We start from the raw sequence: 13489 nt of genomic DNA on the forward strand, positions 1-13489 counted from the left end.
GCATACCGAATACCAATCACTGAATACCGTCTACTCTTCCCACCCTTCACAAAACGCCGGGTCAAACTCTGCAAAATATTGCTCACATTCCGCAGCGGTGAGCACTAACCGCTGCTTGCGCTCCGCTTCCGCCAGCGTTGCTTCAATAGTAGGGTATGTCCGCCACAGCCGCGCTGTCCCGTCATCGCTCGCCGTCACGATCCGCGTTCCGTCCGGGCTGAACGCCGCCGAATTGACCACATCCGTATGCCCTTCCAGCACGGTGACCAGCCCCCCCTCAGCGTCCCACAGCCGCGCCGTCCCGTCATCGCTCGCCGTCACGATCCGCGTCCCGGCTGGATTGAACGCCGCCGACAAAACCCCATTAGTATGCCCTTCCAGCACGGTGACCAGCCCCCCCTCAGCGTCCCACAGCCGCGCCGTCCCGTCATCGCTCGCCGTCACGATCCGCGTCCCGTTCGGGCTGAATGCCGCCGAATTGACCACATCCGTATGCCCTTCCAGCACGGTGACCGGCTCCCCCGTGGCGTCCCATAGCCGCGCCGTCCCGTCATCGCTCGCTGTCACAATCCGCGTTCCGTCTGGATTGAACATCGCCGAATTGACCGTCCTAGTATGCCCTTCCAGCACAGTAAGCACCCACCCCTGAGCGTCCCACAGCGGCGCCGTCCCGTCAATTCTCGTCGTCACAATCCGCGTCCCGTCTGGGCTAAACGCTGCTGACAAAACCCCATCCGTGCGCCCTTTCAGCACGGCGAGTATCTGCCGCCGCGCCGTCCTGTCCAGGCTGAACGTCGCCAAATTGACCGTCGTAGTATGCCCTTCCAGCACGGTGACCAGTTCCCCCTCTGCATCCCACAACCGTTCCGTCCCATCACTGCTCGCCGTCACGATCCGCGTCCCGTCCAGGCTGAATGCCGCCGACAAAACCGAATCAGTGTGCCCTTCCAGCACGGTGACCAGCCCCCCCTCAGCGTCCCACAGCCGCGCCGTCCTATCACTGCTCGCCGTCACGATCCGCGTCCCGCCCGAGTTAAACGTCGCCGAACGAAGATAACTCGTGTGCCCTTCCAGCACGGTGACCAGTTCCCCCTCCGCGTCCCACAGCCGCGCCGTCCTATCACTGCTCACCGTCACAATCCGCGTCCCGCCCAGGTTAAACATCGCCGACCAGACCACATCCGTATGCCCTTCCAGCACGGTGATCAGCCTACCCTCGGCGTCCCATAGCCGCGCCGTCCGGTCATAGCTCGCTGTCACAATCCGCGTTCCGTCGGGGCTGAACGCCGCCGAATTGACCGTCCTAGTATGCCCTTCCAGCACGGTGACCAGCCCCCCCTCTGCGTCCCACAGCCGCGCCGTCCCGTCATCGCTCGCTGTCACGATCCACGTCCCGGCTGGATTGAACGCCGCCGAATTGACCACATCCGTATGCCCTTCCAGCACAGTGAGCATCTCTCCCTTCGCGTCCCACAGCCGCGCCGTACCATCACTGCTCGCCGTCACGACGCGCGTCCCGTCCGAGTTAAACGTAGCCGACCAGACCACATCCGTATGCCCTTCCAGCACAGTGAGCATCTCTCCCTTCGCGTCCCACAGCCGCGCCGTACCATCACTGCTCGCCGTCACGACGCGCGTCCCGTCCGAGTTAAACGTAGCCGACCAGACCACATCCGTATGCCCTTCCAGCACAGTGAGCATCTCCCCCTTCGCGTCCCACAGCCGCGCCGTCCCGTCATCGCTCGCTGTCACGATCCACGTCCCGGCTGGATTGAACGCCGCCGATCTGACCACATCCGTGTGCCCTTCTAGCACGGCGACCAGCTCCCCCTCCCTGTCCCACAGCCGCACCGTGCTGTCATCGCTGGCGGTGACGATGCGCGTCCCGTCCCCGTTGAACGCCGCCGACCAGACCACATCGGTGTGGCCCTCCAGGACGGCCTGCGCCCGCACCTGCGCCAGACTGTTGACCAATGCGCTATGGGCTTCGGCGGAGACAACTTCATCGCTGTCATACGTGGTGCGTACCGCCTGGTAAGCATTCACCAATCCCTGGTTCGCACGTTCCGCCGCCAACCATTGGTTGGCTTCCGCCGCCAACGCGCGCGCTTCGGCTAAACGCCCCTCCTGGTTTGCCTGGCGGGCAAAATATAGAGCACCAATAGCCGCTACAATTGCTACTATAAACATTACTAAAAAAAAGGCCGTAAAACGGCGTAATTGTCTGTTAGCCTTTTGCTGTTCTTCTGCTCTTTTTTTTTCGCTTTCCGCGCGCTGTTGTTGCTCTGCGGCAAGCTGCTGGGCCTGTTGCAATTCACGCTGGCGGCGGTCTTCGTTTGCTTCATTTAGCTTTTGCTGCCGCTGAACGCTGGCCTCAATAAAAGCAATTTCTTCTTTTGCCTCTTGCAGCTCATCCCCCCGCTTTTGCAGCCAGTCGGCCGCTACGGTTAAGGGGGCACCCTGCAGCAAAAACCCTTCTTTTTTCTCGTTTTTCTGCCACAGTGTCAGGTCGCTGCGCAGCCGCTCCTGCCACATGCGGAACTCGCGGTCGGTTTCCATCCACGTTTGCAGCTGCCCCCAATTCTGGATCAGCGCTTCGTGAATCACTTCAACCGTTTCGGCAGTGTCGGCGTCGTTGTTTTCCTGCCCCGTTACCAGCAGCCGCGCATCTTCGGCAGCCAGCCGCTGCGCCAGGTTCCAACCGCTGTCTCCGAGGTCGGCTCTGCGGGCGACGCGGCGCGTATCTTCGGCACCAGCACCGGGCTGTACCAGCTGCACCATCACCCGCTGAATCGCCTGCACCTTTTCTGCATCATCCTGGGTCAGCTTGGCCAACGTTTCATCCGCATGCTGCGCCAGCGCACCAGACACCCCGCCAATCGCTTCATACGCTTCATGCGTCATCTCGCGGTTTGTTTGGCGGCCCCACAGCAGCGTCAGGGCAAACTCCAGCAGGGGCAAATTCCCGGCATGGTCGCCCACGTCCTCCAAAATGCGGGTCACCAACCCATCGGCAAAGTGCACGCCCTGGTTCAGCGCGGGCTGTTCAATCGCTAGGCTCAATTCTTCGCGGGACATCAACCCAATCTTGACGTCGTTGTCCTGCAACGCCGCCACCATTGGCGGATAGGCCAGCGCCTGCCCCATAAAATCGGCACGCATGGTGAGCAGCAGCGTGGCAAACGGTTGGGGGGCAGCGTCGAGGGCAAGGGTACCAAACCCGGCGGCCAGCAGCACATCTAAAAAGTCTCGGCGTACGGCTTCATCCACCTGGGTGTACAGCTCTTCAAACTGATCAACGATGAGCAGCAGCTTGCTGTCGGGGTTCTCTTCCTGAATTTGCTGGAAATAATCAGCCAGCGGAATGCGCTCCGCTTTGTTCTCGCCGCCCAAATCTGGCTTCAGCTCCCGCCGAGCGATGCGGGGAATGTTCATCTTTTTGACGTCGGGGTCCAGGAGCGGCAGCAACGCTTTGGCCAGCGCGAGGAAGGGGTCGTTGCCAGGGCGGAAATGGAGAATGAGCCAATTCTCTTTGCGCCGCAGTGCGGGCAGCAAACCGGCATAAACGACAGATGATTTGCCACTACCCGATGGCCCCACCACAGCCACCAGCGACTGCTTATCAACCGCACCAACCAGCTTTTGCGTGAACGCATCCCGCCCAAAAAAGTTATCTTTATCCGCTTCGCCAAAGGCGTGCAGCCCTTTGTAGGGGCAAATCGCTTCCGGCAACGGCCCGCCGCGCCAATCCACTTTTGGGCGCAAAGGTTCCACGTACTGCAGCAACGCCTCGATCCGCTTGGTGCGATCCAGCTGGTGCAGCAGTTCCCGCACTTTGGCGGTGATGCCTTCGCCACCCAAGTCGTCATAGCGCACGCCCAAATCAAGGCAAAGGGTGCGAATTTCTGACAAGCTAAAATATTCCACGAGCAGATGGCGCAGGCGGCTTAAATCTGGGGGCAGTTTGTTTGTTGTTTGGTTCGTCATGGCAGCAATTGGTTGTTGATGAATGCCGTCAGTTTATCATGCTTTTTGCAAATGGGCAGGAGATAATAAAAAACGGCCGCTTCCATTTGGAAACGGCCGTTCACCGATTACTGATAACTGTATACCGATTACTGAATAACGGTCAGCGGAATCCCCGCCACCTCCGGCACACGCTCCTGACGCGGTTTGTGATGTGGGCGCGTCGGCACAGGCGGGCATTCCCACGCGTCGTCCTCTGTTTCGCGGCGCAGATCGCGTAACTTGGGCAAAATGCCGCAGGCAAAACATTGGTGGCGGCAATCGATCCGCGTCTCCTGCGCCTGGCTCATCAAATAATCTTGCGTCAGGAACTTCTTTGTGACGGCAATATCAATATGCTCCCACGGGAAAATCTCGTCGATGGTGCGCTTGCGATGAGTGTAAAAGCGCGGGTCTAGCCCCACTTCAGCCAACGCCTCATTCCACGCCGCTTCCGCATGATGCTCATGCCAGGCATCGAACTTGGCCCCCTTGCGCCAGGCCAGCTCCACCACCTCGGCCATGCGCCGGTCGCCCCGGCTCAGATACCCTTCAAATAGCGACTCTTTAGGGTTGTTCCAGCGCAGCCGAATGCCCCGACCGCGCATTTTGTCTTTCAGCAGGTTGATTTTGTCATACACCTGATCCACTTCGTCCATCGGTTCCCACTGGAACGGCGTTTGCGGCTTGGGGATGAATGTGCTGACGCCGACGTTGACGCTGGCCTTGTTGTTGTGGAATTTACGCCCCTCGGCCAAAACCTGGTGCGCCAAATCGGCAATGGCCTGCACATCTTCCATCGTCTCCATCGGATGCCCAATCATGAAGTACAGCTTGATGGTGCGCCAATCGCGTCGGTAAATTTCGCGAGCCGTTTCCAGCAGTTCCTCATGGGTCACGTATTTGTTGATGATATTGCGCATCTTTTCGGTGGCTGCTTCTGGGGCTAGGGTGAATCCTCCGCGACGGCCGTCTCCCAAATTGTCCATCAGCTGGGTAGAAACCGTCTCCGTGCGCAGCGACGGCAGCGAAATGTTCAGCCCTAAATGGCCAAACCGCTGCCCAATCTTCTCGGTCAGTTCCAAAACATGTGTGTAATCGCTGGATGAAAGCGACAGCAGCGCAATTTCTTCATAGCCGGTGCTTTCCAGAATTTGCTCCATTGCTGTGAGCACTTCCTCCACAGGGCGTTCTCGTACCGGGCGCGTGACCATACCTGCATGGCAAAAGCGGCAGCCGCGCGTGCAGCCCCGCATAATTTCGATGGGGGCGCGATTATGCACCAGCTCTACAAAAGGAATGATAAAGTCCGTCACGGGCGGCGGCATCACCGGCACGATGGTTTTCATTACTTTGGCCGGAGCTTCTGGCATGTTGGGCGTAATCGCTTTGACGGTGCCGTTGTCGTGATAAGTCACATCGTAAAAGCGCGGCACGTAGCAGCCTTCAATTTGGGCAATGTAGCGCAGCTGCGTTTCCCGATCCAGGTGCGCCGCTGCGCGCATCACGCCAATGATCTTCAAGATGGCTTCTTCGCCTTCGCCAATAACAAATACATCAATAAACCGAGCCATCGGTTCCGGATTGTAGCAGGCGTGGCCACCGGCAATGACCAACGGGTAGCTGGCATCTCGCTCTTCGGCGCGGATTGGCAACCCTGCCAAATCCATCAGGTTGAGCGCATTGGTGTATAGCTGCTCATAGGGCAGGCTAATCGCCAACAGGTCAAAGTCGCGGATCGGATGTTTGGTTTCCAGCGAAAAAAGCGGAATCTCACGCTCGCGCATCACGGTTTCCATGTCGTCCCATGGGGAGTAGACGCGCTCGGCCAGCAGGTTGCGGTGCTTGTTGATGATGTCGTACATGATCATCAAGCCCAGGTTGGACATGCCCAAATCATAAATATCGGGGAAGGCAAGAGCGACTTTGTAATCAACCTCAGCCCAATCCTTGACGACCTGATTGTATTCGCCGCCTGTGTACCGACCGGGCTTCGTAACGCGAGGCAGTATGCGTTCCAAGAGATTTTCAATTTCTTGTGGTGTTTTCATATTCATAGGTTTACAGATTGATGAATTCAGTTTGCTTCCATACTATATATTTGCTGGGGACAATTATAGCATTTTTTAGTGGAGATGTTGTTTTCGAGGGTGAGTCCTCTTGTGGGTATAGGTAACAGTCACTTTTTATTTTGTCTGGCTGTTGCCAAGCCGGGAGTGACTGTCACCTCGAATCTATGCACTCCTTACAAACGGCCGTTTAGCTCCACTTCACCCCAATGTCCATCACAATGTCAGCAGCCATATCGCCCTGGTCGGCCGCATTGGAGAGGTGGCGCAAGACTTCGCGGCACTTGAGCATGTGCATAATATGTTCGGTATCTTCTGGCCCCTGAAACAAATCTGCCAAGCTTTGCCGATAGGTGCGCTCCACCTGGTTTTCCAGCTTCTTCACTCGGCGCGCATGTTCGTTCGCCACGCGCGGATGATCGAGCAATCGTTCCATAGTCAGATGTAGTTCGCGTGCCATTTCCAATAGAAGAGCTGCTATTTCAGAGATAGCCGGAAATGGTTCTAGCTCAAAAATCACCATCTCCTCGATGGTGTCATACACATAATCAATAAAGTTATCTAACGCCCGCGACAGGGCAAAAATATCCTCCCGATCTAGTGGCGTTACAAAACTATCTTCCAGCTCGTGCACCAAAATTCGGTACACTTCATCCGCGTCTTTTTCCACCTGGCGCGCCTGAACCGTTCGCTTCTCGTTCGGCTTTTTCAAGTAGGCTTGCAAGGCTTCAACACTGATCACCGTAAATTCCCCCTGCTGAATGAGTAGCTGCAAAAAGTTATTTTGTTTGGGTTTGAAGAATCGTTTCAGCCATTCCATCATATCACCTCACAAAAGTGCGTTCAGGGGAAAATAGAAGAGAGCCGCCAGCAAGCCGGATACCGGAATGGTTAATGCCCAGGCGATGAGCATCTCGTACCCTACCTGCCAGCGCACTTTGGTAAATCGCTGCGCCGAACCAGCTCCCATAATGCTGGAACTCATCACCTGCGTCGTGCTTACCGGACCACCCAGTAAAGCCGCCCCCAAAATAATCGACGCGCCTGAAATTTGGGAAACAAAGCCATCGATGGGGCGAATTTTGTAGATACGGCCGCCGAGCGTGCGAATGAGCCGCCACCCACCCATAGCCGTACCCAGGGCAATGGCCGCGGCACTGATCGTGATCACCCAAAGTGGCACTTCAAAGTTGTCAATTGCCCCTTCCACCAACAGTCCCAAGGTAATAATACCCATCGTTTTTTGGGCATCATTGGCACCATGGCTTAGGGCAAGCCCAACGGCCGTTACCACCTGTGCCTGCTTAAAAAAGATATTGATCCGGGGGGTGGCACCACGCACCAAAAACAACGTCAGCTTCATTAAAAGATAGCCAATGGCAATGCCTAAAATCGGCGAGAAGAAGAGAGCCACGAGAACTGTGGTTAATCCGCTGGACTGAATAGCACCAAAACCAGCAGCCACAATCACGGCGCCAACCACGCCCCCAACCAGCGCGTGCGAAGAGCTGGCGGGAATGCCTAAATACCAGGTAGCCACATTCCACACCACTGCGGCTAACATGGCGGCAATTACTACCGGCATCGTTACATTGATTGGATCAGTTAATCCTTTGCCAATCGTTTCGGCCACGGCCACGCCAAACAAAAACGGCCCCACAAAGTGAGCAGCCGCAGCCAGCCATAACACTTTCTGCGGTGCCATCGCTCGCGAAGCAATCGGTGTGGCTACGATATTGGCACTATCATGAAATCCGTTGAGAAAATCAAAAAGGAGGGCGGAAATTAACAGTAGGATAAAGGAAAAACTCATGAAAACCCTAAAAAATAGCAAGGTTGAATTGTTAACAATTTGTTAACAGTATAAGAGTTTCCCTCAATTGTGCAAAAATCGAACTAGCAAGTCTTATAGTTCTTTTGGGCCAAAAGCTGCTGAATGAAGGTGTTCATCGTCGGGATTTTGGCAAAGGGTGCGTACCATTTGGGCAATTTGTGAGGGTGGCAACGGCCGTTCCTCATCGGGCAATAACGTATGAACCCGAATACCGTATTGGGCATACTCGCGAGCGCATTCGCGTGCAAAGCCAATCACGCCAGCCTTGCTGGCACAGTATGCAGCGCGATTTTCCAGCGGCAGCTTCACACCCGCCGTAGACGCAATATTGATGATCACCCCACCCCGCGCCTGATTCTCATCCACCATCACCCGGCCGCATAGCTGGCTCATAAAAAAAGTGCCTTTCAGGTTTACTTCCAGGCAGCGATTCCACTCCCACTCATCCAGTTTCAGGATGGTGGAACTGGGCATGATAGCGGCATTATTCACGAGGATGTCTAGCTGCCTCCACTTGGCGCGAGTGGTTTCAATAAGGTGGACACATTGAAATTTATTGGCCACATCGGCGGCCACGGCAATCGCTTCGCCGCCTGCTTGCTGAATAGCAACGGCCGTTCGCTCCGCCCGGTCTGGATTAATATCATTAACGGCAACACGGACGCCAGCAGCGGCCAACGTGTGAGCAACATGTGCCCCCAACCCTTGCCCTGCGCCAGTGACGATGCCAACTACTTGTGTGAGGTTCATTTTCATCAGTCCAGTATAGTAAACGGAGCAAAGATTTCAAATAGAGCACGCCGTAAAAAGCAAAACGGCAGCTTCCTAACCAGAAGCTGCCGCCTGCAAAGGAGAATCAGACAATCGTTTGAATTAGCCGCAGCCACCGCTGGTGGGGGCGCGTTTAAGCTCTAAAACAACTTTGGGTATGAAGGCAAACTCATACTTATGTGGATCAGGTTCGGCCGGGAATTGGCGTGCGCCCAAGGCTACCGGAAACGCAAACGCCAACTCATCGTCTCCGTGGGTAATAGGTGGATTCGCAGCCATAAAGTCATCATTGGCAAAAAGGGTCAGCCAGTTGTTAACGCCACCTTCTAAAATATATACATTAGGCACGCTTTCTGCTTGCAGCGTTTTCCAAGCGGCCGTTGCGGCCGTTTCGTCATTGCTCATTACAAAAAAGACCGTATTGGCTGGTTCCATGTGCAGCAAGGGAATTTGTTCAGGCAATTCTGTCAGCGGCACATGCTGCGCATCCAAAATATGGAACTGATTGTAATCCGCCTCGCTCCGCACATCTAACAACACCGCCTTGATGTTGGGATCGTTCATATACTCAAGCATTTCACCCGGATGCACCTGCACGCCCCGTTCTTCCAGCACCACCGTCTTGTCATCAGCAATGCGGTTCCAGCGATCCAGCGTGGTGGGTTGACCAATAAGAATCAAGCCAACCGCAGCTAATACCAAGCCACCACCTGCCGCAATGCGCCATTTTGGCTCATCGGCCGCATCTTTGCCACCAAAATATTGTTCTAGCTTCTCTGACCCCCAAAACATAAATAGAGCCATCAGCACCACCAGCAGCACAACGGTGCCTGTGGGTAAGCCCAACCATTCTGGCAGGGTGTATCGCCCCAAGTAAGAAGCGTTCCAAAATTCGCTAAACCCACCTACCGTTTCGCCAAACAGGAAAATGCCGAAGAAGACACCCAACACAAAAAAGATGCCATCGAGCTTGAGCGTGGCCGCTGCTACCAGCGAGGTGCCGGGGCAAAAACCGCCAACAATGAAGCCCACGCCCATAATCAGCCCGCCAACAATGCCGGGCCACAGGTAGGTTGGATTCACCCAAACCAGGTTGTAATCCAGCAAGCCTACGCCAGAAGCAAGAAAGATGAGTACCATCGCCACGACAATGGCACTAAACATCACCTTGAGTACGGTCATCTCTTTGAAATAAAACTGGGCGGCGAGCTTTTTGGAATTACCAAAACCGGCAACTTCTAGCACATAGCCAAAGCCAAAGCCAATAATTAAATAAACAATGTACGAACCCCATTGTCCGAGGAGTTCAGTGAGCGGTAAAGGAAAAGGAGCCATCATTCACCTCAAATTTTTGCCACAGAGGACACAGAGAAAAAGAGAAACTTGTGCTATCTGTTAATTCCACAGTTTGCGAACAAAGTACGCCAGAGCGTAGCCACCACCAAAGACGGCAAACATGAACGCCCAGCTACCAACGGAAAGCACCGCACCACCAGACAACGCCTGCCCAGAGGTACAGCCACGGGCAAACCGGGCTCCGTACCCCATCAAGCTGCCGCCAACGAAGGCCATGAGCCACCGCTGCCGTTTGGATATTTGGGGGCCTTTATTGGTTTCTAGCTTGATACGGCCGTTTCGCCATCCCGCTGCAAACCCGCCGAAAATTGTTCCCACAGTCAGGAACACAATCCAGCTATCCAGCGGATTCTTCGCGCCGCCAGCCATGGTGAGCAAATACGCTGTGCGATCCACGTGCTCAGGGGCAATCGCGTCTTCCACAACCAGCAGTAGCCGGTTTAGGCCGCCAGAGGCACCCAGGCCGTTGCCCGTGATGAGAAAGGCCAAAAACAGTACCAAACCTAGAAAAATGCCCGCCCAGTAAGGATTAACATAATCTTTTGCCGCCCGCTGGCTCAATATGCGAAACCTTCTGCGCGGTTCCGCTTTTGGTGAACTTAGAGTCGTCATCTGTTTGATCTCCTCAATTTTTCAGCCACAGATTTCGCAGATTGCCAGATTAGATATCCAAAATCTGCGTAATCTGTGGATTTTTCTTTAATCATGGGCTGCGGCAGGGTCGTGGACCTCTACCTCATCCCAGCCCAGCATCATCGATTTAATGCCTGCCAGCGGCGTGTGGCCGGTGGTGGTCAGGTACACATGCAGCACAATAAAGGTGGCAAACAGCCAGGCAATGAGCGTGTGGAACGGCGCCAGGAACAGCAGCCCACCTAATCTATCCGCAATATCGGGCCACCGCTGCGCCCCCCACATGAGAATGCCTGTGAGGATTTGCAGCGGCAGCAGCACGTTCAAAATGCCAAAATAAGTCACCTGCTGCAGCGGATTTAGCTTGCGTTCTGGCACCTTTTCAAATGGATGCGGCTCATTGCGGAAGATGCCCCGCACATAATACAAACTTTGCTCAATGGCCTGGTCGAAGAAGCCATGCGGGCGCGGCAGATATTGTTTAATCTCACCGCTTACCAAATGGTAAAAGAGCGAGAGGAAGGCGTTAATAACCAGAATCGCGGCCAAAATATTGTGAATCTGCACCATGTAGTCAAAGCTAAATGCGCCAAATTTATCCGGTTTGTGAATGATTAGCCCGGTGATGATGAGCAGCAAAATGGCGACCGTTTGCAGCCAGTGCCACAGGCGCTCGTAAACTGAGTACATGTACATCTCACGCAGTTGGGGCTCGCTAGGCGGTTGGCGGCGCAAAGCAGCGTAACGCAAGCCGCTATGCACAATCACCCCGGCAAACACGCCCAGAAAGAGCACAATGCCAATCCAGTCGATCACGTTTACGGCGTCGTGGCCGAGGATGTAAAGACCCGCTTCACTGGTGACGAGAGCATATTCCAATGCGCCGCTGTCGGTGACGGTGAGCGTACCGTTGAAGCTGCTGCCGCCATCGTTGATGAAGGTGGGCTGTACCCCGCCGGGCAGGTAGCTGGCTAATTCCAAAGGTTGGGTAATGCGGGATGCCTCGCCATGGCAGGTGGCGCAGTCGCGCACGGCCCAATCGGCCCCGCTTACGTTATGGTTGATGCTGTACGGCTGAATTTCGCCGCTGATGCGGGGGTTTTCTAGCCCTTGTGCAGCTAATCGGTCTGTGATGAGGGCAACTTTGGCATCGTTGTTGAGGATGAGTTCGTTGGTGGTGAGACGGCCGTTTCCATCCTCATCAAACAACGCCATCACCTCAGCCGCATACGCATCCCCCTTAAACCAGGCAGCCTGTAATTCTTGCTCACGCACGGGGCGTTCCGGCTCGCCATACACCCAAAACCAGGTGGAAACCAAATTGTGCGGGGCCAGCGTCGTGCTGCCATCCGCGTTTTCGCGGGGGAGCAGCACCGGCTCGTACCCGGTAATCAAGCTACTGGGTTCGCCAATCAAGCCGTCGATACCGCGATATTGGCTGAGGGGTGTGCCGTCTGCTTCCAGCACCGTCCAGTCAATAAATTGCTGGGCCGGTGCATAAATCTCACCAATGTGGCACGATTCACAGCTTACGGCATCCATGTGGCGATCTTTGTACGGTAGCCAGTTGTGGGTCACTTCGATGCTATGGCAGTCGTCGCAGCGGCGCAGGCTGTTGTCGTACTGCGGAGCCAGCGTTCCCTGGCTGCTAGACCCTTTGGCAAACTCGTGTAGCGGTCGGTAAAGATATTCGCCAAAGTCCAGGCGGCGCGGATCAAAGACGAGATGATCTAACTGCTCTTCATCCGTCTCTTGGTAATACACGGGATTGTTCAGTGCGTAATGGCAATCCACACAATCCACCACGCGCTCTGTATGAATGTCCCAGGAGCGTGAGAGCGTCTCTTTATTGGCTAGATTGAGGCCAGAGTTGAGCAGCCGCTGGGGTGACATCACTTGCCCCGTGGTGAGGGTACTCCAGTCGCCCGTTTGCAATTGATCCAGCGTCAGCGGGGTATTCAAATCGGTATGGACGACACCGTGGCAGCTGCCGCAGTTGGCATTGATCGGGTCCTGCACGTTGATCAGGCCGTCCAGGAGCAAACCATCTTCATCAAAAGCATCAGAGTTGTATTGGAAACGGCCGTCTGCCACCGTCACCACCTCAGTTCCCAACAAGGTTGCCGTGCTGGCCCATTGGAAATCACCCGCCTGCATCGTAGCCACGCGGGCGGCATTATCTGCTTCTGGTAGATGGCAAAGGAAGCAGTTCATCTCCGCCACGCCAGATTGCTGCCAATCCCAGCCAATCGGTTCCCCTGTGGCCGGATCAATCACGCTAGCGTCCACGCTGTTCACGTCTGGAGCCAAACTCAGCAGCGGTTCCCCATCGCGGCTGGTGAAGGCTGGGCCACCGCCCACATGCCGGTCACTGAACAACATCAGCCAGCCGGGAGTGGTGAGGTCTACCAATTGATCGCCATCCGGAGAAAGATAATGGTAAACAAGGGGATTCCATTTGCCGAAAGTGCCGGTGCTGATGTCCCAGGAACGGCCGTTGCCCGTCTGTCCTGGTGCACTTATCTCACTTAAACCGGCGTCCACATGAAAGCTATGTTCGGCAATAAATTCGGTATCGTGGCATTCGCCGCAGGTGGTCATGGTGGAGATGGGTGCGCCACTTTCCAACACATTGTTGCCATCGGCATCCAGCAGGGCAAAGTTGGGGTGCAGCGGCGGGCCAGTGCGGGCTGGCTCAGTTGGCGTCTCGTCTTGGGCCAGCGTTTGCTGGGCAACCAGCAACAAGGCTACCAACCCAAGCAAGGCAATAAATAATATTTTGGTTGAAGGAAGTTGAAATTTTCTTGAACTGTTCATCGAA

General features: G+C 55.4%; 8 protein-coding genes. All 8 read right to left on the bottom strand.

Annotation, left to right across the window (positions count from 1 at the left end; all coding sequences use genetic code 11):
- Positions 1-30: 30 nt before the first annotated feature.
- The gene (locus tag ACOQPU_RS14400; RefSeq protein WP_420645792.1) at positions 31-3987 is read right to left on the bottom strand and encodes a WD40 repeat domain-containing protein; all 3957 of its coding nucleotides are present in this window, start codon (positions 3985-3987) and stop codon (positions 31-33) included.
- A gap of 128 nt (positions 3988-4115) precedes the next feature.
- Complete coding sequence (locus ACOQPU_RS14405) at positions 4116-6056, bottom strand: TIGR03960 family B12-binding radical SAM protein (RefSeq protein WP_420645793.1); 1941 nt, start codon at positions 6054-6056, stop codon at positions 4116-4118.
- A gap of 208 nt (positions 6057-6264) precedes the next feature.
- The gene (locus ACOQPU_RS14410; protein ID WP_420645794.1) at positions 6265-6897 is read right to left on the bottom strand and encodes a DUF47 domain-containing protein; all 633 of its coding nucleotides are present in this window, start codon (positions 6895-6897) and stop codon (positions 6265-6267) included.
- 6 nt (positions 6898-6903) lie between these two features.
- Positions 6904-7887 carry an inorganic phosphate transporter gene (locus ACOQPU_RS14415; RefSeq protein ID WP_420645795.1) on the bottom strand — a complete coding sequence of 328 codons (984 nt, stop codon included), beginning with the start codon at positions 7885-7887 and terminating at the stop codon, positions 6904-6906.
- Positions 7888-7980: 93 nt separating this feature from the next.
- Positions 7981-8658 (bottom strand): SDR family NAD(P)-dependent oxidoreductase, encoded by a 678-nt coding sequence (locus ACOQPU_RS14420; protein ID WP_420645796.1) that lies wholly within the window; start codon positions 8656-8658, stop codon positions 7981-7983.
- Positions 8659-8781: 123 nt separating this feature from the next.
- Complete coding sequence (locus ACOQPU_RS14425; RefSeq protein WP_420640532.1) at positions 8782-10017, bottom strand: rhodanese-like domain-containing protein; 1236 nt, start codon at positions 10015-10017, stop codon at positions 8782-8784.
- Positions 10018-10074: 57 nt separating this feature from the next.
- Positions 10075-10647, bottom strand: a complete 573-nt coding sequence (locus tag ACOQPU_RS14430) for a YeeE/YedE thiosulfate transporter family protein (protein ID WP_420640533.1) — start codon at positions 10645-10647, stop codon at positions 10075-10077.
- Between the two features lie 87 nt (positions 10648-10734).
- Positions 10735-13485 (bottom strand): cytochrome b/b6 domain-containing protein, encoded by a 2751-nt coding sequence (locus tag ACOQPU_RS14435; protein ID WP_420640534.1) that lies wholly within the window; start codon positions 13483-13485, stop codon positions 10735-10737.
- Positions 13486-13489 lie beyond the last annotated feature (4 nt).

This window comes from Candidatus Leptofilum sp. (genome assembly GCF_965223285.1).
Taxonomy (GTDB): Bacteria; Chloroflexota; Anaerolineae; order Promineifilales; family Promineifilaceae; genus Leptofilum.